The organism is Demequina sp. NBRC 110056, assembly GCF_002090155.1.
Taxonomy (GTDB): domain Bacteria; phylum Actinomycetota; class Actinomycetes; order Actinomycetales; family Demequinaceae; genus Demequina.
Map to the genome: position 1 here is coordinate 37,514 of NZ_BBRM01000008.1, position 24,847 is coordinate 62,360.

The window sequence follows — 24,847 nt, forward strand, 5'->3', positions numbered from 1 at the left end:
CACCATGGCAACTCGCAAGGAGATCAAGCAGGACGCGGTCGCGTCCGTGCGCGCGGACCGTGAGGCCAAGCGCGCGCGCAAGGCCGAGCTCGCCGCGATGGAGCCGGCCGAGCGCAAGGCGGCGAAGGCCGCCGACCGCGACGCCGAGAAGGCATCCGCCGCGCAGGCGAAGGCCGACCGCAAGGAGGCGCGCGCCTCGATGTCGCGCGCCGAGCGGCGCGAGGACCGGCGCCGGGCACGCGTGACGCGCAAGGTGGCGCACCGCCGTCGCCGCGCGATCGGCTGGGGCATCACCGCCGCGGCCGTCGTCGGCGTCGTCGCGCTCGCCGCGCCGTACGGCAGCGCGATCGCCCGCGTCGCGTCGCTGAGCTTCACCGACGACACCCCCGAGGCGCAGGAGGCGCGCGACTCTGCGCTCGTGGTCGCCGAGGCCGTGTCCGACGAGGGCATGGTGCTGCTCAAGAACGAGGGCGACGTCCTCCCGCTCGCGCGTGGCGTCAACGTGTTCTCGTTCGCCTCGTTCAACCTCAGCCTCGCGGGCGGCGGCTCCGGCGGCTCCAACACCGCGGGTGCCCCCACGCTCTACGAGGCGCTCGAGGCGCAGGGCATCGAGTACAACACCGAGCTGTACGCCTCCATGGAGGAGGCCGGTGCGAAGCACTCCGAGGGCTCGAGCAACGCGTTCGTCCAGATCGCCGGCGCCTTCCTCGGCGGCGGCGACAGCGAGCCCGCGCCCGACTACCTGACCGACGAGGTCCTTGCTCAGGCCCAGGAGTTCTCGGACACGGCCATCGTGGTCGTCGGCAACTCCGGCGTCGAGGGCTCCGACTTCACGCACGACCAGCTGCGCCTGACCGACGAGCAGCGCTCCCTCCTCGATGAGGTGACCGCGGTCCAGGACAACGTCATCGTCATCGTGAACTCGGGCAACCAGCTTGAGCTGGGCTTCCTCGACGAGTACCCGCAGATCACGGGCGCGATCTGGATCGGCACCCCCGGCCCGCAGGGCGCCGTGTCGCTCGCGAAGATCCTGTCCGGCGAGGTCAACCCCTCGGGTCGCCTCACCGACACCTACGCGTACGACGTGCTGAGCGCGCCGTCGACGGTCAACTTCGGCGACTACGACTACGCCAACGTGGGGCGCTCCTTCCTCGACTATGAGGAGGGCATCTACGTGGGCTACCGCTACTACGAGACCCGCTACGAGGGTGACGAGGCCGCCTACCAGGAGGTCGTGCAGTACCCGTTCGGCTACGGCCTCAGCTACACCGACTTCACGTGGGAGACGGCCGAGCCCGTCACGACGGAGGACAGCGTCTCCGTCGACGTCACGGTGACCAACGACGGTGACGTCGCTGGCAAGGACGTCGTCCAGGTCTACTTCTCCGCCCCGTACACCGAGGGCGGCCTCGAGAAGTCGAGCATCGAGCTCGCCGGCTACGCGAAGACCTCGCTGCTCGAGCCGGGCCAGTCCGAGACCGTCACGGTCGAGTTCGCCATGCAGGACATGGCCTCGTGGGACACCGCAGCGGGCGGGCACTATGTGCTCGACGCCGGCGACTACGAGATCGCGGTGAGCACGGACGTCCACACGCCGGTCGCGTCCTCGACGCTCACGGTGGACGCCGACGTCGTGTACGACGCGGACCCGGACACCGGGGTCGCGTACGAGAACCGCTTCGACTACGTCGAGGGCGACCTCACCTACCTGTCGCGTGCCGACTGGGAGGGCACCTACCCGACCGCGCCCGACGGCACCGAGACCGCATCGGACGCCGTGCTGGCCCTGATGGACCCGGAGATCGCGCCGGCCGAGGGCGACGTGCCCACGTACGAGGCCGACAACGGGCTCATGCTGGCTGACATGACCGGGCTCGAGTACGACGACCCGCAGTGGGAGACGTTCATCGACCAGCTGTCGGTGGACGAGCAGATCGAGCTGTTCTCGTACGGCGCGTACAAGACCGCGGAGATCGAGCGCCTGGGCATCCCGTCCATGATCATGCTCGACAGCCCCGCGGGCCTGAACTCGCTGTTCTCGCCGCTCGACGCCGCGGCCTACCCGACCGAGATCGTCATCGCCTCCACCTGGAACGACGAGCTCGCTTACGCGGTGGGCGAGTCGGTGGGTCACGAGGCCATCGCCTACGGCGTGGACGTCTGGTACGCCCCCGGCATGAACCTCCACCGCACGGCGATGGGCGGGCGCGACTTCGAGTACTTCTCGGAGGACCCGCTCATCAGCGGCAAGATGGCTGCCGGGATGGTCTCGGGCGCGCAGGATCAGGGCGTGCCGACCACCATCAAGCACTTCGTGCTCAACGACCAGGAGGTCAACGCTCGCACCGGCATCAATGTGTTCGTGTCCGAGCAGGCGTTCCGCGAGCTGTACCTCTCGCCGTTCGAGATCGCGGTCAAGGAGGCCGATGCGGCGGGCGCCATGAGCTCGTTCATCAACCTCGGCGGCTCGTGGGCTGGCGGCAACGAGGACCTGCTCGAGGAGGTCCTGCGAGGCGAGTGGGGCTTCGAAGGCTTCGTCTCGACCGACGCCGTCCTCGGCGGCTGGATGGACCCCGAGCTCGCTGCCCGCTACGGCAACGACCTCATGCTCGCGGTGTTCCCTGGCACCGTCGACACGATGAAGTCCGCCGTGGACGAGGACCCCGTGGGCATGGGCGCCGCGCTGCGCGACCGCGTCCACAACATCCTCTACACGGTCGCCGGCTCGCACGCGATGAGCTGAGCCGTGGGTGCGGGTGGCGCGAGGCGCCACCCGCACCCCGGCCAGCACCTCCCCCACCACCCCTCACTCAGCCACCCCTTTCCCCGCCTTGGCGCGGAGATGGTGGCTCAGCGTCGTTTTCCGGCGGCGCGCGTCTCTCGATGGTGACTGGCTGTCGCCACCCCACCCCACCCACCCCCACGAAAGGTCAACGATGACTGCTCCCGACACGACCGCATCGGCCACCCAGGCCTCGCCGCGTCCCCGCCTCGCCCTGTGGCTCGGGCTCGCGGGTCTCACGGCGTTCCTCGCCGTGGCCGCACTCATGATCGCCGGCGGCGACTCCCCCTTCACCCAGGCGATGGACGACGCCTGGCGCGCGGCGATCGGCGCCTCGAGCGTCGACGAGGTCGACGGCCCGCTGCCGATGTTCTTCCAGTACTTCGGAGAGGGCGTGGGTGCGATCTTCATCATGCTCCTGTCGCCCATCGCGCTGTTCATCGTCCGTCGCTGGCGCACCGCTCTCTTCTGGCTCGCCTCGATCATGGGCTCGGCGTTGGTCGCGTCGCAGCTGGTCAAGCACACCGTCGACCGCGAGCGCCCCGCCGCTGATGAGGCCGCTGGCCTGTTCGGGCCGCTGTTCCACACGGACCACGGGTCCTTCCCGTCGGGTCACTCGGTGACCATGGGCGCGTTCATCGTCGCGGTCGCCGCCCTCATCCCCGCGGCGCACCGGCGCCTGTGGTGGGTGGCGGGCGTGCTGCTCGCCGTCGGGATGGCGTGGCAGCGCACCCTCATCAACGCGCACTACCTGTCGGACACCATCGCCGGCCTCGTCGCGGGCGCGTCCTTCGTGGCGATCATGTGGTGGGCGTTCGCACCGCTGCTCGAGAAGGATCGCGGCAAGCCGCTCACGCGCAAGCGCTCCTGAACGACGAAAGGCCCTCCTGCGGGAGGGCCTTTCCGTTGGAGCGGGTGACGGGAATCGAACCCGCGCTATCAGCTTGGGAAGCTGAAGTTCTACCATTGAACTACACCCGCGAGCACCGCCCGAGGTGGTGAGCCCACCAGCGGTGCAGGCCACCATACTAGCCCGGCTCGACCGCGCCCCCCGAACCCGCATCGGCCCTCAGCGCGTCACGGTGACCGAGCTCCTCGAGCCAGCGCACGAGCTGCCGATGCACGGCGTCCGCGCCGTACAGGCGGCCGGTCGCGTCGACGAGATCGCGGCCGATGCGCCACGTGGCCGGGTAGACGAGCAGCGGTCGCGTCTGCCAACCGCCCACGCCACCGTGGCAGCCCACGAGCTCCTCGAACGCGGCGACCTCGTCCAGGCTCGCGTCGTACAGGGAGTTGACGTAGATGTCGGGGGCATCGGGGAAGGCCGATGCGCGCGCGAAGTCGGGCGCCGTCTGCTCGGGGTAGCCGGCGAGGGGGTCGTCGCCGGTGATGACGCCCGTGTGGAGGTCGCGCGTGCCGCGCTCGCCGATGGCGACGGGGCCTTCGGCGGTGCGCACGACCGCGAAGCCCACGGCCGGGTGCGCCGCGAGCGCCCCGACCAGGCCCGGGTGCAGGTCCTCGAGCTCGGCGAGGTCCAGACCGTGGTCGTGGTCGGTGAACCAGATGCCGCCCAGGTTCCCCGAGCCGACGACGGCGAGCGACGGTGCCCCGAGCGTGCGGTCGGCGCCGGGCTCAACGCGACCCTCTCCCTCGTCCGCGCGCGCGATCGCTCGCTGCGCGGCGCGCGCGGTTCGCGACCCGGCGCCCGCGAGCTCCTTGACGAGCAGCTCCGCCGGCGCGCCCGCGCCCTCGCGGTCGTGGCCCACCTCGACGGCCCGTCCGCCCGTGTGCGCGGCCACGAAGTCCTCGAGCGAGACCCCGGCGCGCTGCAGGAACGTCGACCCCTGGCTCTGGCCGTGATCCGACACCAGCACGATGTCGTACTCGCGCGCGGCGATCCCCGAAGCCGCGAACCGCTCGAGCGTGCCGACGACGGCGTCGAGCCCGTAGAGCGACGCGAGCGACTCGGGCCGAGTCACGCCCGCGTGGTGCGCGATCTCGTCGTAGTCGACGTAGTCCACGTAGATGGACTTGGCGCCCTGAGCCATGGCGCCCACCACGAGCGAGGTATTGAGGTCGCGCAGCATGACGTTGGTGACGCCGCGCAGCAGCACATACGGCCCGCCCCGGTGCACGCGAGGCTGCACGTCGCGACGCTCTTGGCGGCGGGCCTGCGCGAGCTCCTTGACCATCTCGCCGATGGTGAGGACGAGTGCCCGGGAGAACCCGGCGGGGTGCGCGAAGAAGGTCGCATAGGAGCGGGAGTCGCCCAGCGCTGCTCCCGCGCCGCCCTCGGAGGACATCGTCAGGTGGGCGGTCGGCGCGTCGCCGGAGAACAGGTTCGAGATCGCGACGCCGCCGTCGGCGAGCAGACCGCGGCCGTCCGAGACGCGCTTCTCGATGACGGCGGCGTCGGCCGGCTTGTTGGCGACCAGGAGCCGCCCGAGCGAGCGGTCCCACCAGCGGAAGGCCGGGATGTTGTCGTTGGAGCCGTGCAGGATGCCGGCCTGCGACACCGGCGTGGTCGACGGCACCCGAGCGGTCCACTCGGCCCAGGCGTGCGAGCCGCCGCGGATCCACCGCGAGATCGTGGGCAGGTTGCCGGCGCGCATCTGCTCCTCGAGCAGCGGCGCCGGGACGCCGTCGAGCTGCACGAACACGACGCCGCGCTGGCCGTCGTCCGGGCGCGACGCCGGGTCGAGCGCCATGCGGGACGCGTGCACCAGCAGGTAGTCGTCGGTGCCCACGGAGAACGCCCACGCCAGCACGGCGGTGAGGATCGCGAACACCCACGAGGCGACGAGCGCCCACCAGGCCGACGCGACCTCGATGCCGGGCGACAGCGCGAGCGCGACGCCGAGCGTGATGGCCTGGGCGAACAGCGCCATGGCCAGCGCGCCGCCCCACCCGAACCGTCCCGCGACGGACAGGGTGAGGGGCTGCAGCGCCCAGGTCACCACGGCGACCGCCGCCGCGGCGAGCACGATCGAGTACCAGGCATCGGCGGTGATGCCAGGCGTGATGCCGATGGTGATCGCGAGCACCGCGACCTGCGCGGCGATCTCGGCTGCGCGGCGCCATGGACTGCGCGTGGACCGCGCCACCGAGCGGCCGATGCGCCGGTCGCGTTCGGGTTGGAAGTACCGGCGGGCGGCGGGCGTCCACGCGAGCGCGACCAGTCCGAGGGACATGGCGACCAGCACCACCGCGACCACGGGGTCGGGGTCGACGCCGCTGAGGCCGTCATAGATCGCGGAGAGCGCGTTGAAGGCGAGCACGACCGTGAGCAGCACGCGTGCGCCGTTGCGGCGGCGCGCGAGCGCGACGGCGATGCCCACTTGCGCCGCACCCAGGAGGGAGAACACGATGCCCACGACGAGCGCATCGGCCCTCTCGACGTCGCTGACCCCCTCCGCCAGGGCCGCGGCGACGATCGCGAGGACCCCGAACGCCAGCACCACGGCGCCCGCGAGGGCGGTGAGGACGACGAGCGCGAGGACGCTCGGCGGGCGGCTGCCCTCGGGCGATGCGTGCGACGGGGCCATCCGCGACCCGCTCAGGCGGCGCGTGCCGTCAGCGTGAACGACGAGGAGCGCGACTCGCCGGGCTGCACCAGGAACAGGCCGGTGCCGGGCACGTGAGCCTCGTCGAGGTTGAATGCGTCGGAGACGTTCGACACGGGCTCGAACGCCCAGTAGTCACGGCCCTGCGGGATGTACAGCACGGCGTGCTCGAGCTCGGCGTCGGCGGAGACGTCGAGCGTCACCGCGCCCGGCCACGACAGCGTCGCGAGGTGCTCGCCGCGCCGGCCCGTGAGGACGTCATCGACCGGCTCGGAGCCCAGCGATCGCGCCTCGCGGAAGTCCGCCGCGGGCCGGATCTCGCCCGCCGCGCCCGTGGGCACGCCGCCCACGAGGTCGTAGGCCTTGTCGACGTCGACCCGGATCACGGCATCGGGAGACCCGGCGACCGAGCGGCGGTAGTACGGGTGATGCCCGTAGCCCGCCGGGAAGGTCTCGTGGTCGGTGTTGGTGAGGCCGTAGGTCCAGCGAAAGTCGGCGCCGTCGAGCTCGTACGCGTAGCGCGCCGTGAAGGTCCACGGCCAGTTCACGCCGTAGACGTCCCGCGAGGTGAACTCGAGCACCACGCGGGTGTCGGTGTGCTCCACGACGGCCCACGGATAGTCCCAGCCGGCGCCGTGGATGGCGGCCCCGTCGGGCCAGTTCGCGCGCAGCTGGTACGTCCTGCCGGCCCACCGTAGCTTGCCGTCGCGGATGCGGTTCGACCACGGCACCAGTGGGTACGAGGCCGCGAGGCGAGGCGCGGAGATGTCCTCGGGCGCCGGACGCAGCACGTCGGCCCACTGGCCGTCGACCTGCACCTGGCCGAAGCCGACCGACCCTCCGAGGCTCGGCAGCAGCCCCACACGCCAGTGGTCGTTCTCGATCGTCACCGTCTCAGTCATGCGGCCATTGTTGCGCAGGGGCGCGTGCGAGCGGATGCGCCACACCTCCCTTGTCCGCGTCAGCCCTGGTCGCTAGCGTGTGCGCCAGGCCGCAGGGGGTGAGCATGAGCGAGTTCTTTCAGTGGGCCGTGAGCACGGTGCTCAACGGTCGGGCTGGCAGTGACCGGCCCCCCCGTGCCCACCGGGCCGCGCTGGCAAGCGCAGCACGCGCAGCCCTCGGAGCGCACGTGGATGTCGGGGACCCCGATGCCGTCGCGGACGCGATCCTCGCCCTGACCGAGCAGGAGCGGGCCGCGGCGATGGTGCCGCTGTTCGAGGCCTCGCAAGCCTTGAGGTCCGCCGACCCCGAGGGCACCCGCGGCGATCCCGCCGCGGCGCACGTGGGCCAGCTGGCGCTGCTGGGCGCAGGGACGGTGAGCGCGGCGAACCGCGAGATGATCGGGCTCCCGACCACGCGCATCGGCCCTGCGGTGCACGCTCGGCTGGCCGAGGTGCTCGCGTCGCGGCCCGCACGCGTGCGTGCCGCGTGGATCCGCGAGAGCGGTCGGTACCGCGAGTGGTCGCCGGGGTGGTGGGTCATCCGCGCCCTGGAGCGCGCGGGCGGAGTGGACGGACTCCCGGACCGCGACGCGGCGTACTGGCGCGCGGCGTGGGCGGCCGTCGCGGATCGGTGGTCGTGGCGAGACGAGGGCGCGGTCGCGACCGCGACATCCCGGCTCGAGGACGACGCCGAGCTTGCCGAGGGACTCGCGCGATCGTTCGCGATCCCCGGCGTGGCCGATCATCTCGCGGCGTTCTCCGAGGAGGAGTTCGAGGCGGTGCTGCTGCCGCTCGTGCGCTCCGGAGCGCTGGAGCGTGGCACGCTCGTCGACGCGGCGTTGCGCGGCCTCGCGCTCGACCAACGGCCGGGCGCTGCCGGAGGGCTGCGCCGGCTCGTGATGAGGCTCGAGCCGACGGAGGCGGAGCTCGGCGCGCACGTGCCGCAGCTGCTCGCCGTGCTCGAGCAGGGCCGGCCCGCCGAGCACGCGCAGGCGTGTGCGTGGCTCGCTCGCGCGGTCGGAGGCGGCGCCGATCTCGAGCCCGATCGCCTCGTCGGTGCCGCGGCCGCGGCCATCGAGGCCGGCACGAAGTCGAGTGCACTCGCGGTGCTGCGCGCGGCCGACGCGTTGGCTCCCGGAGCGGGCGACGTGGTCATCGCGCGCGCCCTGCTGGCTCACGGTCATGCCGACGTGCAGCGCAAGGGCGTCGCGAGGGCTGTCGCCTCAGGGAGCGCCGATGCGCTCGCCGAGTCTCGTGACCACGTCACCCCCGCGGTGCGCGGCCTGGTGGACGATGCGCTCGCCGCGTGGGGCGTGCAGGCTGCACCGGCGGGTGGGTCGGCGGAATGCGGCGCAGCCGCGTCGCCGCCGGGGATCGGGACGGACGGGGCCGCTCCTGTCGAGGCCGCCGCGATCGCGGCTGCGGTGCCGGCGCGTGAAGCGGCGTCCCCGCTCGAGCCCGTCGCGGATCCAGCCGCGCTCGCGGCCGAGCTGACCGCGCTCATCGTCGGCCTCGCCGAGCCACGTCAGGATCCGATCCTGCTGGAACGCGTGCTCGACGGGCTGACGCGCCACAACGCGAGCGGCCTCGAGCCGGCGCTGCTCGACCCTGTGGTGGCGGTGATCAGCCGCCGTCGCGTCCGCGGGGTCGCCGACGACGGCGCGGTCGTCACCGTGTACCAGTACCCCGAGGACGCGCTGGTGCTGGCGTGGATCGAGGGTGCTGATCCGCCGGAGCAGCACGGTCTGGTGAGAGCGTCGAGCCGGTGGCTCGACGCTCTCACCGCGGCGACGTGGCGGGTGGCGGACCCGTGGCCCGGCGGCTGGGGGACGCACCCCGGCGGACGCAATGCCGTGCTCGCGCGCTGGTGGGAGGCCGTCGCGGCGTCCGCCCACCCGCGCCCGTCGCTTGCGTTGCCCACGGACACCCATGGCTGGCTCGCACCCCGTGAGCTCGCCGCGCGTCTCGAGACGGTGGTGGCGCTTGGCGCGGCGGTGGGCCGCCACGAGGCCGCGCACGCGCTCGCGCGCCTCGATGTCGCGGCGATGACAGCAGATGCGCTCGCGAGGCTCGCGTCGATCGACCACCCGGTCGCCCGGAGTGCCCGCGCGCTGGCCGGCGAGGACGTCGCCGTCGACGATGCCGTTCTCGCGTCGCAGCTCTCGGCCGAGCACGACCGGATCGAGGGCTGGTCTCTCACCTCGAAGGACACTCCTTGGGGGCGCGTGCTCGAGGTTTCCGCACCGCGCCTGGCCCCTGAGCGGGACCGCGCGACGGTGGACGTGGTGGATCCTGCCTCGCTCGCGGTGGGCTCGATGCTGGGTCGGGCGGCTCACGGCCTGTTTCGGCCGCCGATCCACCCCCTGCACGGAGGCGACTTCTGGGACGGCAGCCTCGAATCGTGGGCGCTGACCGTCGCACCCCGCCGGCGGGACGCTGTGCTCGGAGGCGTCGCGTGCGACGTCGTGGCGGACCCGGACTCGCCGCGTCGCGAGCGCGACGAGGCGGCGGCGGTGCTCTCGCTCGGCTGGTCAGACGCTGCCGCCGGAGACGGAGCCCGGCTGCTGGTCGCGGCCGTGGCGCTCAGCGCGCTGCCCGATCCGCGCGCGGCGCTCGTCGACGTGGGCGCGGCCGCGCTGGACCTGCTCGGCGGGCGCGAGGTGGGAGAGCTTGCAGGGCGGCTCGTCGCGCTCGGCGCGCCCGGGCTCGCGCGCATGGCCGCCGTCGTCACGCAGCTCGCGCAGGCGGGGGCTGCACCGGGCGCGGCAGCGTGGTGCGCCGGTGCCGTCGTCGCGGCCGGCCCCGCGCACCGCGAGCTCTGTGCGCTGCTCGAAGCGTGGGAGATCGCCCTCGACCGTGGCGGCGCCGCCGCGAGCGCAACGCTGGCCGATGGTGACGTGCGTACGGTGCTCGCCGACGCATCGGCCGGCTCCAGCAAGCGCGCCAAGGCCGCGCGGCGGCTGCTCGCGCACGCCGGCGCGGAGGGATCGGCATGAGCATCGACCACGAGGCGTGGACGCGGAAGAAGCTCGCGGCGGGACGTCACGATCTGCGCCGCGCGCGATCGCTGGACGCGATCGACGTGCTCGACGAGTCGGCGCTGGCCGCTGCCCTCCTGTCCATGGCGGAGGCCGATCGCGTGGACGCCGGCGCGACGCTGCACCAGGTCGTCATGCTCGAGCATCGCACCGACCGATCTCGGTTCTCCCCGACGCACTGGGCTCGCGTGATGCGGGTCGTGGACCTCGGTACCAAGACCCCCACGCGCACCAGGAACGACGCCCTCGCACGCTTCATCGCGATGGATGCCGACACCGTGCCCGAGGAGGCCACCGCGCTGTTTCGTGCTCGGCCTGCGCGCGTGCGCGCTGCCATGGAGCGGTGGTGGTGGCATGAGGGCGACGAGGGGGCCATCCAGCTCTGGGACGTGTGGCGCCACCTGGTGCGGGCGGGCGAGGTCGAGCCCAAGGAGGGCCCCTTCGAGCTCGGGGCGTATCGGGCCCTCCTGTGGGGCAACGGTCCCGAAGACGGTGCCGAGCGCGCCGCCCGCGTGTCGCACTGGATCGCTGCCGATCCAGCGATCGTGGAGCTCGCGCGCAGCGGCTACCGGTCGCACGCGGCGCGCCAGAACGAGACCACGTACCTCAAGGAGCGCGTCCGGATGCTCGTCACGACGGGTGTGCTGCGCGTCGACGACGTCGTCGCGGTCGCGGTCAACGTCCTGTCGGGTGAACCCCACCGCGACCGCAACGCCCTGCATCGGTGGCTGGTCGACGAGGTGGTCGACATGTCCGAGTACGGATCCGCCCTGGTCCCGAGTCTCGGCGCGGCTGCCGCGCACGGCGCGCCGGCTGACCGGACCTGGGCGCTCGCGCATCTCCTGGCGCTCGCGCCGCGGGACGCGCGAGCCCAAGAGATCGCGGACACCGTGGTCACGGACGTGGTCGCGACGGCTTCGGTTGCCACGACCCGAGCGGCCCTGCGCTACGCCGCGGGACGGTCTCTCGATCTGCGCCTGGAGGTCATCGCGGCTGCACTGACGCACGCGCGTTCGTCGCAGCGCGGCCTCGCGCTGGATGCTCTCGCCACCGTGCCCATCGGCGACGTGAGGGCAGACGCCAGCGAACGGATCCTGGATGCTGCGACAGCGGCTGGGCCAGCGGAGCGCGACCGGGTCCGAGCCTGGGCGGGGGTGGGCGCCGTCGCGCTCGGCGTCGACGGCGAGCGAAAGACGGGTGAGGCCGCCTCCCCCCAGCTCGTTCCCGCCGCGGCCCCCACACTGCCGGCGCCCCTGGTTCCCGTGACGGCGGAGGAGCTCGGCGGCCTCGCCGTGGCCGCTGCCACCGGAGGCCTCGACGCGCTCGACGCTGAACTGCTCCTCGATGGCATGGCGCGGTACTCGCCGACCGATATCGGCGAGCATGCACGCGGGGCGATCGCGCACCGCGCGCGGGCCGCGCGGACCAGCATGCAACCTCTCGCACTGCCGTGCTTTCACGTCGCCGAGGCCGTCTGGATCTGGAATGGCGACGTCGTCCCGCGCGATGAGGCTCCCGTCCGGAAGGTCAGACGCCTGCTGCGCACTGCCACGATCTACCGCGAGGACCATCCGATCCCGGGGCCGGTGACGACGGGGCCGGAGCGGCCCCTCTGGGAAGGCGCCCGGGACTGCGAATGGTGGGGCACGGCGGGCCTGCTGTGCGCGCGCCTGGCGGAGACGGTCATCGGGTCGGGCCCGAGGCGGCCCGCGCTCGCGACACCCGATGCCTCGGACGGCACGGTCAGCGCCCAGTCTCTCGTCAGTCGTCTCGCCCACCACAACGCCGGCGACCCGTGGCGCTATGACGCGGTGGCGGCCATTCTGCGACTGCCGGCGCGCGCGCCGGATGGCGACGTGCTCGCGGCGCTCCGCGAGTCTCGCCACCCCGTCGCGGTCGCCGCGCTCGCCCTGTGGGGCGCCGGCACCGTCGACGCGGTGCCGCTGTGGCTCCGTCCCGCGCTCGCCAGTCGAGGCCTGCGGCCGACAGGTGCGGAGATCGTCTCGCGCACCTCCGGATGGCGGCCGCAGGACGAGTGGACGGCGCTCGTGGTGAACTGGAACCGAGCCGTCGTGTCGGGCCCATCGCGCTGGGACCCGCTCGGGTCGATCGCCTGGTGGAGCGCACCGGGCGGGTCCGACATTCGCCGGGTCGAATCGTGGGACGGCGCGATGCTCGCGATCGCCTCACCCTTCGAGGCGCGTTCGTGGCAGTCAGCGCTGCTCGCCGCGCCGCACGACGCGGACGCGGTGCTCGCCGCCGCCGCAGCGGTGATGGTCCGCCTGGGCCTCGCGGATCGCACCTCGCACGCCGACGACGCGCCGGCGCTTCACCTGCTACACGGCCACACACCCCTCGACGGCCACGGCGCCTCGCTCTACCTCGCGACGGTGCTCGTTGGTCGATCCTCGTCTGCGCGCGCGGCGGTCACCGATGTGCTGTCGACACGCGCGGCATCGGTCGACGGACACCGGCTCGGGGTGACGGTCGCGGCGTTGGCGGCGTCGGTCGGCGGCCTCGCGCGCGCTGCCGCCGTCCTGGAGGCGTCCGTCGATGGCCCTGCCGGGGCGACGTTGGTGGCGTCGATCTGCGCCGGCGTCATCGGCGCCACCGACCCGCGTCACCGCGAACTGGCCGCGCTCCTCGAGGTCTGGGAGCGGGCGTGCGATGTCGACGGAGCCTCGTCGGTGGCCACCCTCGACGCGGCGGCGCGCCGGGTCCTGGACGACGCATCGGCAGGATCGAGCAAACGCGCCCACGCCTCGCGTCGACTGCTCGCGCTCCTTGCCACGGAGGGAACTCGATGACGACGGAAGCCGCGCTTGAGTACTTGGCGCCATCGACTCTCGATGGTGCCTCGCTCGACCTGGCCACGAGCGGTGGGCGTGAGGCTCATCCGTACTTCTTCGAGGGCTTCGTCGCGCGGGCGGACCAGGCGGCCCGCGGCCTGCTCGCCGTCGCCGAGGTCTCGCGCACTCGATACTTCGACGCGGGAGCGGCGACGCGTATGAAGGACCCGGTGGTGACGTCCAACCTCACCGTGCTGCGCTTCGAGAGCTTCTCGAGCTGCAACGGCGTCTACGCCCGCCTCGACATCGACGCAGACGGCTTCGATGCGGATCGCCTTGACTGGGGCACGACGAACGTCGACCTCAACGAGCGTGTGAGGGAGGCGCTCGCGACAGTTGGCCCGGGAGAGCCGCTGCGCCTCACGGTGGGAACGGACAGCATGGGGGTCGCAACGCTCGGCGGTTCCGCGGTCGAGCGCAAGGTTCCGCTGCCCGAGCGGTGGCTGCGCGGGTTCGCCGAGGCCCAGATCGCGCAGTCTTCGATGCTCCCCGTCGCTCAGCTGCGGGGTGCGCGAGCGGCCGCCGCGATCCGCGACCTGCCGCGCCTGCGCTCTGGCGCGAGGACGCCCTGGGTCAGCCTGGGGCCCGGGGCGGTGCGCATGACCTCGATGGCGGGAGACGCGACGCCCTGTCTTGTCGAGCCGCGTCGCCTCGCGACCCTAGGCCGCCTGGCCCGGTGGGCTCGCTCGCTCACGGTGTACGCGCCGCCGCCGCGGAACCGGCTCGCGCACGCCGGCTCGACGGAGAGCGCGCTCGCGCGCCAAGGATCGGCGTGGGTGCTCGAACTCGACGGCGCGCGCTACACCCTCGTCGTGTCGCCCGAGCAGTGGCGTGGCTTCTCAGGCGAGGGTGCGGTGCTGACGGGCTTGGCACACGTAGGCGAGTCGGATGTCGTGCTTGTCGCGCAGGCTCTTCGGGGCCAAGCGGAACTGCATGCCGACGACCTCGGGGACGAGATCGGGATGCCGGGGGAGCGGGTGCGTGCTTCCTTCGCGGTGCTTGGCGCGGCCGGCCGGGTGGGCTACGACCTGCACACGGGCGCGTACTTCCATCGCGATCTCCCGTACGACCGCTCAGTGCTGTCCGAGGCGCAGCCGCGCCTGCGCGATGCGTGGGACCTGGTGGCCACTGGCGCGGTCACTGCGGGCGCGCGAGAGGGCGAGTGGTTGGTCGACTCCGCGGGCACGCGCTATCTCGTCACCCTCGCGCCGGAGGCAGACCGCTGCCTGTGCCCGTGGTTCGCGAAGCACCGCGGCGAGCGGGGGCCGTGCAAGCACGTCCTCGCAGCGACGCTCACGGCAACGGCGCAGGGGTAGACAGGCTCGGCATCGGCGCCCGAGCCAAGGCGAGGGTCTAGGTCCACTCGGCCCGCGCATCGGCTCGACGAAAGCCGTGCCGAGGCCAGTTGCGTACGGTCCTACCGGTCCTGCAGCGCGTCGAGCGCGACCATCATCGCGAGCACCACGCGCTCGTCGTACCGGGTGTCCTCGACGGTGACCTTGTAGAGGTCGCGGACGCCGAACTTGCGGTTCACGGTCGCGACCTCGACGCCCTCCTCGTTGGTGAACACGAAGTTGTAGACCAGCGGGACGCCGAAGCGACGGGCGATCGCCTTGCCCGTGCTCGCCTCGCGGGCCGTGAGCTTCGGCAGGTCCGCGACCGTGAGGTACCAGGTGGAGTTGAGCAGCGACTTGCCGAAGTCCTTCTGGAAGGTGCCGAGCTCCTGGTGGGCCTCGTCGTAGACGTCGACCACGGAGTTGATGTCCATGACGTTGCGCGCCTTGAAGGAGAACAGCACCTTCTGCTTGGAGTCGTCCTCGTAGAAGAAGACCTCCTCCTTGAGCTTCATGCGCTTCTGCTGGGCGAACGCGATGAGCTCGGTGGGCACGAAGTCCGCGCCGGAGCGCGAGATCTCGTAGCGGTTCACCCCCATCGTGATGCGCTGCTTGATCGTGTAGTGCTCGGTGGCGCTGGTCGCGGCGTCGCTCATGCCTCGAACCTAGCCGAGCAGTCCGGCACTATCCAGAGCGCACGCGCGTGCCCGACACTGGTGGCATGCGCGCATGGGGCGTGGTGGCGGGGACGGCGGCGGGCGTCGCGATGGCGCTCGCGGGCTGCACTGCGCTCAGCGACGAGCCCGCCTCCAGCGGCACCTCGTCGCTTTCCGCTGGCCCGGGGGCGCCCGCGCCGTCGATCGCGACCACCGCGGAGATCGCCTTCCCCCGCACGCTGCAGGCCGACCGCAAGGTGGAGGTGCGGATCGCCTCGGAGCAGGGGGACGGGTTCGTCCTGGCAGCGTCCGTGACGTCGCCGTACTTCGAGGGGCCGATGCGCGTGCAGGACACGGTGCGCGTCACCCCGGGCTTCCCGGCACGGATGAGGATCGGGCTGGGGGACGCGGTGTGCCCGGCCGCCGAGGGGGACACGATGGTCGAGTACGAGGTCGCGCCACCGCTGGCGCATGACAGCGACGAGCTCGCGGCGCTGGCCGAGACAGGTGCCGCCTCGGCGGTCGACGAGGTGCTCGCGGACATCAACGCCGTCGAGTGCCGTCAGCGCATCGCCACCGACGCGGCGGCACCGTCGTTCGTGGTGGGGCCGGAGCCGGCGGATGGGCAGCTCGCGACGGCCGTGGTGCTGACGCGAGGCCCGTCGGAGGCGGAGGCGACGCTCGTGGGCCTCACGGGCAACGTCATCTTCTCGCTCGACCCGGTCGCGGGGGCGCTGCCGGCGACGCTCTCGGCGGGCCAGGCCAGCGCGGAGGTTCCCGTCGTGGTCACCGCGACCCGGTGCGATGCGCACGCCTTCGCGGAGTCCAAGAAGACGTTCGTGTTCCTCGCCGCCTACGAGGTGGGCGGCGAGCGGATCTCCGTCGAGTACCGCGCGGAGGGCCAGGTGCGCGACGCGCTGCAGGCGCTGTTCGACGCGTGCGGGGAGGGTTCGGACTCGGACGGGATCGGCGGGCAGTAGGCGCTGCTCGGTCACGATGTCGTGACGGCCGGGCGTCGTTCGTGGAGGCGATGGAGGGCGCACGGTGCGCCGCTCCAGAAGGAGGGATCATGCAGTTCCTGATGCTGGTGCTCACGGAGCCCGTGGGCACGGACGCGCCCGAGGGCGAGGGCCTGCCCATCGACGAGTGGGGCGACAAGCACGTCGGCTCCGGGGTCAACCTCATGGGCTCGCGGCTGCGTCCGGCACCGCAGGCGCGCGTGGTGCGTCAGCGCCGCGGCGGGCTGCTCGTGACGGACGGCCCGTTCGCGGAGGCGCACGAGGTCATCGGCGGCTTCGACGTGCTCGAGTGCGGATCGTGGGAGGAGGCGGTCGCGGTGGCGGCCGAGCATCCCATGGCCTACCACGGCGCGATCGAGCTGAGGGAGTTCTGGCCGTTCGACGAGGAGTGAGTCGCCCCTGGTAGAGCGCCGATGCGGGCGGTGGCTGGGAATGCGTGCGTCACCTGGGCGGTTGGGACAGGTGCAGGCGTCGCCGCGGGGACAGTCCCCGGTGCACCAGGCACCAGGCAACGCCGCCTCATGGGAGGAGACCAGTCATGGCCATCGGTACCGGCATCTTTCTCATCGCCGTCGGAGCGATCCTCGCCTTCGCGCTCAACGAGAGCGTCGACGCGATCAACCTCTACCTCGTCGGGTGGATCCTCATGGGTGCCGGCGTTCTCGCCGTCATCATCTCGCTCGTGGTCAACGCGCAGAACCGCAAGCGCACCACCGTCACCGAGCAGCGCGTCGACCGCGGCGCCCCGCAGCAGGCTCCCGCGCCGCAGCAGGGCGGCCAGGTGACGGAGCGCCGTGAGGACACCGGCCCGGCCGTCTGACCGGCCATCGCCGCCGCTCGCCAGGAGCCGCGTCCCCGTCGTGGGGCGCGGCTCCTCGCATGTCGGCAGATGTTCGTCGCGCTGGGCTCGGGTGCGCAGATGCTGGGTCAGGGCTGGGCCGAGGCGTCCTCGATGTGCTGCGCCCGCAGCCTCAGCACGGCGTCGTCGCGGGCGTTGACGTTGGACGGGAACGTGAACTCGAGGCGGGGCCGGTGGCGGTGGTACGTCACCTCGACGTTCCAGTGGCGCAGGGACCACAGCGCCGCGGCGACCGCGACGAGGGTCGAGGCGATGCCGCCCACGATGATCGCCCAGCGTGCGCCGGCGTGCTCGCCGATCACGCCGATGATCGGGCTACCGATGGGAGTCGAGCCCATGAGGACCATGGAGTACAGCGCCATGACGCGGCCGCGCATCTGCGGCACGGTCGTGGTCTGGATGAACGCGTTGGCGCTCGTCAGCATGGTGAGCGCGCTGAAGCCCACGAAGACGCCCATCGCCGTGTACAGCGCGAAGGTCGGCATGAGCGCCATCGCGCAGCTGGTGACGCCGAACATCGCGGCGGAGGACAGCACGACGGACAGTCGCGCCCGCGTGCGCCGCGCTGCGAGCAGAGCGCCCGTGAGCGAGCCGATCGCGAGCACCGAGCCCACCACGCCGTAGTCGGCGGGGCCGCGTCCGAACTCGACGCGCGACATCATCGCGGAGGTCATCTGGAAGTTCAGGCCCAGCATCGCGACCACCGAGACGCAGATCATGATGACCACGACCTCGGGTCTGCCGCGCACGTGCCTGAGTCCTGCGCGGATGGCGCCTCTGCCTCGGCGCGCGCGGGCGACGGGCTGCAGCTCGTCGGCGCGCATGAGCCACAGGGCGACGATGGTCGCGACGAAGGTGAAGCCGTTGATGACGAACACCCAGCCGGAGCCGATCGCTGCGACGGCGAAGCCCGCGATCGCGGGGCCCACGAGCCGGGCCGCGTTGAACGACGCCGAGTTGAGGCTCACCGCGTTGGTGAGCGAGTCCTGCGGCACCAGCGAGGACACGAACGTCTGACGGACGGGCATGTCGAACGCGCTCGCGATCCCGAGGGCGAACGCGAAGCCGTACATGTGCCACAGCTCGATGTGGCCCAGCAGCATGAGCGCGCCGAGCGCGATGCCGAGCACCGCGGACGCCCCCTGCGTGACCATGAGCAGGCGCCGGGGGCGGAAGCGATCGGCGGCGAGTCCCGCGACGGGCCCGAGCAACAGGAACGGCAAGAACTGGAGCGCGGTGACCACGCCGACGGCGGTGCCGGAGTCGTCGGTGAGGTCGGTGAGCACCACCCAGTCCTGGGCGATGCGCTGCATCCACGTGCCGACGTTGGACACGAGCGCCCCGGCGAACCACAGGCGGTAGTTGAAGAAGCTCAGCGACGCGAACGTGCGGCTCATGCGGGAGAGCCGATGCAGTGGCTGGGCATGGTTCCAACCTAAGCCCCCGAGCGCATCGGCCCTCCCGGCCGAGGCTAGGCGACGCGCAGCACGACCTTGCCAGCGACGTGCTGGCCCTCGAGCCGCAGCAGCGCCGCGGCGTGCTCCTCGAGCGGGTAGGCCCTCTCGACGACGGGGCGCACCTCGCCGGACTCGACCCACGCGAGCACCCGGGCCACTTCTTCGGCGGTGTCCTCCGCACGCGCCGCGACGGCGGTGACGCGCTGCGAGATCGTCCGGCCGGCGATCACGGCGCGGTACATGCCCCACGCGGGACCGAGGAGGCGTCCGCCGCCGAGCGCGCCGGCCGGCGCGTAGACCGCGTCGGCGGTCATGATGCGTCGCAGGCGCCTGACCGGCGTGGTCGCGACGGTGTCGTAGACGATGTCGAAGGTCTCGTCGCAGTCCAGGACCGACTCGCGGGTGTAGTCGATGACGCGATCCGCGCCCAGCTCGCGCACCATCGCCGCGTTGCGGCCCGAGCACACGCCGACCACGCGCGCGGCGCCCAGGGTGCGCGCGATCTGCACCGCCATGTGGCCCACGCCGCCTGACGCGCCGATCACCAGCACGCGCTTGCCGGACGGTGCGAGCGGCTCGAGCCCGAGCAACGCCGTGAGCGCGCCGATGGGCACCGCGGCCGCCTCCTCGTCGCCGACCGTCGCCGGCACCACGGCGAGCCGGTCCTCCGGCACGGCGACGGCATCGGCCGCCGCGCCGAACCCCGCGAAGCCGCACACGCGGTTGCCCACGGCGAGCCGCGTCGTGCCGGGGCCCAGAGCCTCGACCACGCCAGCGACATCGGATCCGACGGTCCGCTCGCCGGGGGCGCGCAGCCCGAACTTGAGGCGCGCGAGCCACGGGTCGCCGCGGTAGATGTGCCAGTCGTACGGGTTGAGGCCCGCCGCGGCGACGCGCACCAGGGCCTCGCCGGGGCCGGGCTCGGGAGTGGGCGCGTCCGTCGTCAGGGTCTGCGTCTCGGGCCCGCCGTACCGGCTGTAGGTCACCGCCCTCATGGCGTCACCACCACCTTGCCGCGGGCGTGCCCGGACGCGACGCGGGCCATCGCCTCGGAGCCGCGCGACAGCGGAAGGACCTCGTCGACGAGCGGCGTGAGCGCGCCGTCCGCGAGGCTCCGGCCGATCGCCTCGAGCTTGGCCGTCGACGGCGCCGAGTAGAAGCCCCGGTAGCGCCGGCGCAGCAGGATCCTGCGCGCGTGCAGGCGCAACACCCGCATGATCGCCCCGCCGTCGGGCCCGTCGAGGCCGCTGTTGGGCACCACCACGCCGGTGGGCGTCGTGAGCGCGTGGAGAGACTCCATGGGGACGGCGCCCACGTTGTCGAACACGACGTCGAACCACGCAGGCAGGTCCGTGACCGCCTCGCGTGTGTAGTCCACGACCGCATCGGCCCCCAGCGCGCGCACCGCGTCCATGTTGCGGGTCGAGCACACACCGGTGACGTGCGCGCCCTGGGCTGCGGCCAGCTGGACGGCGAAGGACCCGATGCCCCCGCTGGCACCGACGATGAGCACGCGCTTGCCGGTCCCGTCAGCGCCGGCGGGCAGCCCGGCCGCATCGAGGCCGTCGCGCGCGGCAAGTGCGGCCATGACGGACGCGGCGGCGTCGGTGGCCGAGACCCCGGCAGGGATCCGTGCGATGCGACCGGCGGCCGCGGTCGCGAACGGGGCCAGGGACCCGCTGGCCGCCTCGCCGAACACGCGGTCGCCGCGGCGCCAGTGAGCGACCTTGTCCCCCACGGCGACGACCTCGCCGGAGACGTCGCTGCCGCGCACGTGGATCGTGGGTCGCGTCAGCCCGGCGGCGAGGCGGAGCACCCGCGGGCGGCCGCGCATCAGGAAGACGTCGGCCGGATTGAGCGCCGCGGCCTCGACGCGGATGAGGACCTGGTCGGGCGCCGGTGTCGGCACCGGGAGCTCGGCGCTGGCGAGGACGTCCGCCTCGCCGTAGCGCTCGTGGGCGATGGCGGTCATGGTGTCGGGGATGGTCGTGGTGGTCATGCTGGTCTCCTCGCGCACCCTCCACGAGGGTGCGCTGACTACAGGTCACGTGCTCGTGACCGTGAAGGTGGTGGCGCGCGCGGTGCGCGATCCGGACTAGGCCGGGTCCTCCTCGGGGTACTGGAAGACGTCATCGAGCGGGACACCGAACGCCCGCGCGATCTGGAAGGCCATCTCGAGGCTCGGCGAGTACCGGCCCTGCTCGATGGCGATGACCGTCTGGCGGGTGACGCCGATGCGCTCCGCCAGGTCGGCCTGGGTCATCTCGCCGTGCGCGAACCTCAGGGCGCGGATGGCGTTGGTGACCTTGGTGGAGCGGCCCATCAGAAGCCCCTCCGGTACGCGCGAAGCTTCACGACGCAGTCCGTGACCGTGCCGAGGAAGCCGAAGAGGAACGCGGCGTTGCCGATCCAGAACGTGTCCGCGTCGATCATCGCGAGGACGAGGACGGCGAGCATGCCCGCGCTGACCACGCCGTAGGAGGCGCGGCTGCCGAGCCGGTTGATCTCCTTGTCCCGCTCGTCCGAGCCGAGCTCGAGCTCTGGGTCGCGCCCACGGGCCGCGAGGCCCACGGCGGAGCCGATCGCGGCGACGATCGACCCCACGATGGTGCCGACGACGGAGATGCCGATCGCCCACAGCATGGGCGTCACCCACGACACCTCGTCGACGGGCTGGCTGAGCGCACGGGGGACGACGACGGCGAGGTAGGCGCCGGTCGTGATCACGAAGACGACGAGCGACACCCAGACGGCACGCTCGTCCATGGTCATGGGGCTGCGCTCGTCGTCCTCGGCGGCGCGGAACTCGTGCTCGGTCATGCGTCCAGCCCCTCTCGGTAGGCGGCGAGCGCGGTGCCGGCCTCGGCGACCGAGCCGAGCCACGTCATGAGCAAGAGGACGTTGGCGACGTAGAAGGTGTCCACGTCGAGCGCGAGCATCACGAGCGCCGCGAGCACGCCGAGCCCCGCGAGCCCCGCTCCCGTGGACTCGGCCACCGTGCGGATCTGGCGATCGCGCTCGTCCGTCCGTCGCTGGCCGCGGGTGCGGATGAGTCCCACGACGTAGACGGCGGCGTAGAGCGCGCCTCCCGCGCCGATGGTGACGAGTAGCGGTCCCTGCCACGCGACCTCCGTCAGAGGGAGGTCGTCGGTGAGGGCGCGGACGGCCACGACGCCGGCGTAGGTCAGGACCGCGACGAGGCTGATCGCCAGCCCTATCGCCGTCTGCCGCTGTTCGAAGCTCATGCGCGTCCCCCATGTCAAGAGTTCTTTACACGCCCAAGGTAAGGCGGCCTTGACATCATGTCAAGAGTTCTTTACATCACCTCGCGCGAGCAGGGCCCGCCATGTGCATCGGCGGCACCTGATGCACGAGATGGGCCCCACCCGCACCCGGCGGCAACGGCGCAGGTGCGGAGGGGGAGGACGAGGGCGTGGGCGGGCGGACGGCCGATGCGCTCGCTGGCTCGAGCTCGCCTGCCACCTTCCGAAGCCGAGCGGCACAGCGGCGACGAAACAAGAGCGTCACCGAACCGGCCTAGGCTGGCGTCATGACGGGGGTCGACCACGACGCGCTCGCCGCGTGGGCGGATGCGATCCTCCCCGCGGCCGAGAGCCGCATCGCCCGCCAGGACGGGACCGTCGCCGAGGTCGCGCACATCCTCCAGTCCGACCACCCGGAGTGGGCGCAGCGCTTCGCCGACCTCAACCGGCGCGCCAAGGGCCGGGATGCCTCCGCCCTCGCGAACGATCCCGACGCACAGTGGATCGCGCGCCTCATCGCGCAGGTCCACGTGTCGCGCCCGGACACGCGGCGCACCGTCGGCTGGCGCGACACCGTCGCCGACGTGCCGGACGGCTCCGACCTGCCCGACGAGGTGCTGGCCTGCCTCGTCCCGCGGACCGAGCTGCGCCGGCGGTACGACGTCGTGGTGATCGGCTCGGGCGCCGGCGGCGGCGTCGCCGCCCAGGAGTACGCCGAGGCCGGTCGGTCCGTGCTCGTGGTCGAGCGAGGCGACGCCCCCTCGACGGCGACGCTCGCCGAGGACCACCTGCGCAATCCGCGCTCAGACGCCCGTCTCGACGTCCTCACGGGGCCCCCGCTCGCCGGCAACCCGCGCATCGGCACCGACGGCGAGGAGGTGGACCCGTCCGACCCCCGGTGGGGCAACAACGCCATGACCCTCGGCGGCGGCACGCGGGTGTACGGCGCGCAGGCGTGGCGGTTCTGCCCCGAGGACTTCCGGATGGCCTCGACGTACGGCGTGCCTGAGGGATCCGCTCTCGCGGACTGGCCCGTGACGTACGAGGACATGGAGCCGTACTACGCGCACGCGGAGTTCGAGTGGGGCGTCAGCGGCGCGACCGGCGACGCGGTCGCCGAGGGACGGCGGTCCAGCCCGTACCCCCTGCCGCCCATGCCCCGCAACGCCGCGGCTCAGAGACTGCGCGGCGGCGCCGACCGGCTGGGCTGGACCACGCAGCACGTGCCCCTGCTCATCAACTCCGAGCCCTATCGCGGCCGCGCCGCGTGCATCCGGTGCTCGCAGTGCGTGGGCTTCGCCTGTCCCGTGGGCGCGAAGGCGGGGTCGCAGAACACGACGCTGTGGCGCGCGGCCCGCACCGGCCGCCTCAGCATCGTCACGGGCGCCCAGGCCGTGCAGCTCACCGCGGACGCGGGCGGGCGCGTCACCGGCGCGGTGCTGCGCGGCCACGACGCGCACGGGCCGTGGGAGACGCCGGTCGAGGCGGAGGAGATCGCGCTCGCCGCCGGCGCCATCGAGACCGCGCGGCTGCTCCTCGCGAGCCCGACCGACCGCGAGCCCGCCGGCATCGGCAACAACCGCGACCAGGTGGGAAGGCACCTCCAGGCCCACGTCTACGCGGGCGCGATCGGCGTCTTCGCCGACCCGGTCGAGGACGGGAGAGGCCCCGGCCCCGGCATCGCGACCCACGACTTCCGCCACGCGAACCCCGGCCTCGTGGGCGGCGGCATGCTCGCGAACGACTTCGTCCCCACCCCGGCATCGGCGCTGTCCGCGCTCCAAGACGCACGCCTCCTGCCCTTCCACGGCGAGGAGCTGCTGTCGGGCCTCGCGCATCTCCTCCCGCGCCTCCAGCGCGTGGTCGGCCCGGTCCACGAGATGACGAGGGCCGATGCGCGGGTCACCGTGGACGGCAGCGTCACCGACGCGTTCGGCATGCCGGTGGCGCGGTTCAGCGGCGACATCCACCCCGAGGACCTGCGCGTCCAGACCTTCCTCACCAACCGCGCCCTCGAATGGCTGCGCGCCGCCGGAGCGAGCACGGTGGTCCCGCTCGGCGCGCGCACCCTCGGGCAGGGGCCAAGCGTGGGCCAGCACCAGGCGGGCACCTGTCGCATGGGCGTCGACGCCGGCACGAGCGTGCTCGACCCGCTCGGGCGCGTCTGGGGGCACGACAACCTGCGCGTCGTCGACGGGTCCGCGCACGTCACCAACGGCGGCGTCAACCCCGTGCTCACGATCATCGCGAACGCCTACCGGATCATGGACGCCGCGGTGGGCTCCGGCGGCTCCGACGACGGGTACGCGATCTGATGAGGAATCCCCGCGGGCGCTCGCACGTTGGGGTGGCGTGACCGAGACGACTGTGAACCCTGCCGACGCCCCCGCCGACGAGCCCCTGCGCATCGACGTGTGGGCGGACATCATCTGCCCCTGGTGCTACGTGGGCGAGGCGCGTCTGCGCGACGCCGCCCTCAGCACGGGGCGCTCGATCGAGCTCGTGGTGCACGCCTTCGAGCTCGACCCCCACCAGGATCAGCCCGAGCGGGTGATCGACATGCTGTCGCGCAAGTACGGCGCATCGGCGGAGCAGGCGGAGGCGATGGACGAGCGGGTCGCGGGACTCGCCCGCGCCGAGGGCCTGCCCTACGTGTCCGACCGCGTGACCGCGAACACGTTCGACGCGCATCGCCTCATCGCGGCCGCCGCGGAGGCGGGCCTGGGCCTCGCCGTCCGCGAGGCGATCCAGCGCGGCCACTTCTCCGGAGAGGTCGACCTCTCCAGCCACGAGCACCTCATCGCCGCGGCGGTCTCCGCCGGGCTCGACCGCGACCTCGCGGCTCGCGTGCTCGACGGTGAGGACTACGCCGCGTCGGTGCTCGCCGACGAGGCGAAGGCCCGCGAGCTCGGCGCTACTGGAGTCCCGTTCACGGTCGTGGGCGGGCGGCTGGCGATCCCTGGCTGCGTCGAGACCGAGCAGTACGCGCAGATCATCGAGCGCGTGGCGGCCGACGCCGGCTGAGCCGGTGGCGCGACCGAAGCCCTGGGCGGCTGTCGCCGCCGTGCCCGAGGTGGTCGTCGACG

At 72.7% G+C, this 24,847-nt stretch carries 19 protein-coding genes and 1 tRNA gene; 10 read left to right on the forward strand and 10 right to left on the reverse strand.

Going from position 1 to position 24,847, the window contains the following annotated elements:
- Positions 1-4: 4 nt before the first annotated feature.
- Both B7K25_RS12530 and B7K25_RS12535 read left to right on the forward strand, forming a co-directional pair.
- Positions 5-2,743, forward strand: a complete 2,739-nt coding sequence (locus B7K25_RS12530) for a glycoside hydrolase family 3 protein (protein WP_084106447.1) — start codon at positions 5-7, stop codon at positions 2,741-2,743.
- A gap of 193 nt (positions 2,744-2,936) precedes the next feature.
- Positions 2,937-3,653 (forward strand): phosphatase PAP2 family protein, encoded by a 717-nt coding sequence (locus B7K25_RS12535; RefSeq protein ID WP_084106449.1) that lies wholly within the window; start codon positions 2,937-2,939, stop codon positions 3,651-3,653.
- Between the two features lie 36 nt (positions 3,654-3,689).
- Here B7K25_RS12535 and B7K25_RS12540 read toward each other — a convergent pair.
- The 3 genes from B7K25_RS12540 to B7K25_RS12550 all read right to left on the reverse strand — a co-directional run bounded on the left by B7K25_RS12540 (position 3,690) and on the right by B7K25_RS12550 (position 7,247).
- Positions 3,690-3,763 (reverse strand) — tRNA-Gly (locus tag B7K25_RS12540).
- A gap of 47 nt (positions 3,764-3,810) precedes the next feature.
- Positions 3,811-6,327 (reverse strand): phage holin family protein, encoded by a 2,517-nt coding sequence (locus tag B7K25_RS12545; protein ID WP_084106451.1) that lies wholly within the window; start codon positions 6,325-6,327, stop codon positions 3,811-3,813.
- Positions 6,328-6,338: 11 nt separating this feature from the next.
- On the reverse strand, positions 6,339-7,247 hold the full coding sequence (locus B7K25_RS12550) for an aldose epimerase (protein WP_144019007.1): 909 nt from the start codon (positions 7,245-7,247) through the stop codon (positions 6,339-6,341).
- A gap of 227 nt (positions 7,248-7,474) precedes the next feature.
- On the opposite strand from B7K25_RS12550, the gene B7K25_RS12555 reads away from it, so the two are divergent.
- Genes B7K25_RS12555 through B7K25_RS12565 form a run of 3 tightly spaced genes read left to right on the forward strand, consistent with a single transcriptional unit; the run spans position 7,475 to position 14,489 of the window.
- Positions 7,475-10,282: a hypothetical protein gene (locus B7K25_RS12555; RefSeq protein ID WP_084106455.1), complete on the forward strand. Its 2,808-nt coding sequence runs from the start codon at positions 7,475-7,477 to the stop codon at positions 10,280-10,282.
- Positions 10,279-13,131, forward strand: coding sequence for a hypothetical protein (locus tag B7K25_RS12560; protein ID WP_084106457.1), 2,853 nt, complete (start codon positions 10,279-10,281; stop codon positions 13,129-13,131). The genes B7K25_RS12555 and B7K25_RS12560 overlap by 4 nt, the downstream gene beginning before the upstream one ends.
- Entirely contained in the window at positions 13,128-14,489 is a 1,362-nt protein-coding gene (locus B7K25_RS12565) for an SWIM zinc finger family protein (protein WP_084106459.1), read from the forward strand. The genes B7K25_RS12560 and B7K25_RS12565 overlap by 4 nt, the downstream gene beginning before the upstream one ends.
- Before the next feature lie 101 nt (positions 14,490-14,590).
- Here B7K25_RS12565 and B7K25_RS12570 read toward each other — a convergent pair whose 3' ends face one another.
- Complete coding sequence (locus B7K25_RS12570; RefSeq protein ID WP_084106461.1) at positions 14,591-15,163, reverse strand: hypothetical protein; 573 nt, start codon at positions 15,161-15,163, stop codon at positions 14,591-14,593.
- Between the two features lie 65 nt (positions 15,164-15,228).
- Between B7K25_RS12570 and B7K25_RS12575 the strand changes: the two genes are divergently transcribed.
- From B7K25_RS12575 to B7K25_RS12585, 3 genes are all read left to right on the forward strand, one after another.
- Positions 15,229-16,143, forward strand: coding sequence for a hypothetical protein (locus B7K25_RS12575; RefSeq protein WP_084106463.1), 915 nt, complete (start codon positions 15,229-15,231; stop codon positions 16,141-16,143).
- A gap of 89 nt (positions 16,144-16,232) precedes the next feature.
- Positions 16,233-16,574, forward strand: a complete 342-nt coding sequence (locus tag B7K25_RS12580; RefSeq protein WP_084106465.1) for a YciI family protein — start codon at positions 16,233-16,235, stop codon at positions 16,572-16,574.
- Between the two features lie 146 nt (positions 16,575-16,720).
- On the forward strand, positions 16,721-17,002 hold the full coding sequence (locus B7K25_RS12585; protein WP_084106467.1) for a DUF6458 family protein: 282 nt from the start codon (positions 16,721-16,723) through the stop codon (positions 17,000-17,002).
- Positions 17,003-17,109: 107 nt separating this feature from the next.
- On the opposite strand, the gene B7K25_RS12590 is transcribed toward B7K25_RS12585, so the two are convergent.
- The 6 genes from B7K25_RS12590 to B7K25_RS12615 form a co-directional block, all read right to left on the reverse strand.
- Positions 17,110-18,438, reverse strand: coding sequence for an MFS transporter (locus tag B7K25_RS12590; protein WP_084106469.1), 1,329 nt, complete (start codon positions 18,436-18,438; stop codon positions 17,110-17,112).
- Between the two features lie 74 nt (positions 18,439-18,512).
- On the reverse strand, positions 18,513-19,493 hold the full coding sequence (locus B7K25_RS12595; protein WP_084106471.1) for an NAD(P)-dependent alcohol dehydrogenase: 981 nt from the start codon (positions 19,491-19,493) through the stop codon (positions 18,513-18,515).
- Positions 19,490-20,497, reverse strand: a complete 1,008-nt coding sequence (locus B7K25_RS12600; RefSeq protein WP_084106473.1) for an NAD(P)-dependent alcohol dehydrogenase — start codon at positions 20,495-20,497, stop codon at positions 19,490-19,492. Before B7K25_RS12600 ends, B7K25_RS12595 begins: the two co-directional genes overlap by 4 nt.
- Positions 20,498-20,593: 96 nt before the next feature.
- On the reverse strand, positions 20,594-20,821 hold the full coding sequence (locus B7K25_RS12605; RefSeq protein ID WP_084106474.1) for a helix-turn-helix transcriptional regulator: 228 nt from the start codon (positions 20,819-20,821) through the stop codon (positions 20,594-20,596).
- Positions 20,821-21,318 (reverse strand): hypothetical protein, encoded by a 498-nt coding sequence (locus tag B7K25_RS12610; protein WP_084106476.1) that lies wholly within the window; start codon positions 21,316-21,318, stop codon positions 20,821-20,823. The genes B7K25_RS12605 and B7K25_RS12610 overlap by 1 nt, the downstream gene beginning before the upstream one ends.
- Positions 21,315-21,743, reverse strand: coding sequence for a hypothetical protein (locus tag B7K25_RS12615; protein ID WP_084106477.1), 429 nt, complete (start codon positions 21,741-21,743; stop codon positions 21,315-21,317). Before B7K25_RS12615 ends, B7K25_RS12610 begins: the two co-directional genes overlap by 4 nt.
- A 305-nt stretch (positions 21,744-22,048) precedes the next feature.
- On the opposite strand from B7K25_RS12615, the gene B7K25_RS12620 reads away from it, so the two are divergent.
- Positions 22,049-24,076: a GMC oxidoreductase gene (locus B7K25_RS12620; RefSeq protein WP_084106478.1), complete on the forward strand. Its 2,028-nt coding sequence runs from the start codon at positions 22,049-22,051 to the stop codon at positions 24,074-24,076.
- A 37-nt stretch (positions 24,077-24,113) separates the two neighbouring features.
- Entirely contained in the window at positions 24,114-24,785 is a 672-nt protein-coding gene (locus B7K25_RS12625) for a DsbA family protein (protein ID WP_084106479.1), read from the forward strand.
- Positions 24,786-24,847 lie beyond the last annotated feature (62 nt).

Excerpts from the sequence above, each read along its gene's own strand:
- B7K25_RS12530 (WP_084106447.1), top strand. The coding sequence starts at position 5 with ATGGCAACTCGCAAGGAGATCAAGCAGGACGCGGTCGCGTCCGTGCGC.
- B7K25_RS12535 (WP_084106449.1), top strand. The coding sequence starts at position 2,937 with ATGACTGCTCCCGACACGACCGCATCGGCCACCCAGGCCTCGCCGCGT.
- B7K25_RS12545 (WP_084106451.1), bottom strand. The coding sequence starts at position 6,327 with ATGGCCCCGTCGCACGCATCGCCCGAGGGCAGCCGCCCGCCGAGCGTC.
- B7K25_RS12550 (WP_144019007.1), bottom strand. The coding sequence starts at position 7,247 with ATGACTGAGACGGTGACGATCGAGAACGACCACTGGCGTGTGGGGCTG.
- B7K25_RS12560 (WP_084106457.1), top strand. The coding sequence starts at position 10,279 with ATGAGCATCGACCACGAGGCGTGGACGCGGAAGAAGCTCGCGGCGGGA.
- B7K25_RS12565 (WP_084106459.1), top strand. The coding sequence starts at position 13,128 with ATGACGACGGAAGCCGCGCTTGAGTACTTGGCGCCATCGACTCTCGAT.
- B7K25_RS12570 (WP_084106461.1), bottom strand. The coding sequence starts at position 15,163 with ATGAGCGACGCCGCGACCAGCGCCACCGAGCACTACACGATCAAGCAG.
- B7K25_RS12575 (WP_084106463.1), top strand. The coding sequence starts at position 15,229 with ATGCGCGCATGGGGCGTGGTGGCGGGGACGGCGGCGGGCGTCGCGATG.
- B7K25_RS12580 (WP_084106465.1), top strand. The coding sequence starts at position 16,233 with ATGCAGTTCCTGATGCTGGTGCTCACGGAGCCCGTGGGCACGGACGCG.
- B7K25_RS12585 (WP_084106467.1), top strand. The coding sequence starts at position 16,721 with ATGGCCATCGGTACCGGCATCTTTCTCATCGCCGTCGGAGCGATCCTC.
- B7K25_RS12590 (WP_084106469.1), bottom strand. The coding sequence starts at position 18,438 with ATGAGCCGCACGTTCGCGTCGCTGAGCTTCTTCAACTACCGCCTGTGG.
- B7K25_RS12595 (WP_084106471.1), bottom strand. The coding sequence starts at position 19,493 with ATGAGGGCGGTGACCTACAGCCGGTACGGCGGGCCCGAGACGCAGACC.
- B7K25_RS12600 (WP_084106473.1), bottom strand. The coding sequence starts at position 20,497 with ATGACCACCACGACCATCCCCGACACCATGACCGCCATCGCCCACGAG.
- B7K25_RS12605 (WP_084106474.1), bottom strand. The coding sequence starts at position 20,821 with ATGGGCCGCTCCACCAAGGTCACCAACGCCATCCGCGCCCTGAGGTTC.
- B7K25_RS12610 (WP_084106476.1), bottom strand. The coding sequence starts at position 21,318 with ATGACCGAGCACGAGTTCCGCGCCGCCGAGGACGACGAGCGCAGCCCC.
- B7K25_RS12615 (WP_084106477.1), bottom strand. The coding sequence starts at position 21,743 with ATGAGCTTCGAACAGCGGCAGACGGCGATAGGGCTGGCGATCAGCCTC.
- B7K25_RS12620 (WP_084106478.1), top strand. The coding sequence starts at position 22,049 with ATGACGGGGGTCGACCACGACGCGCTCGCCGCGTGGGCGGATGCGATC.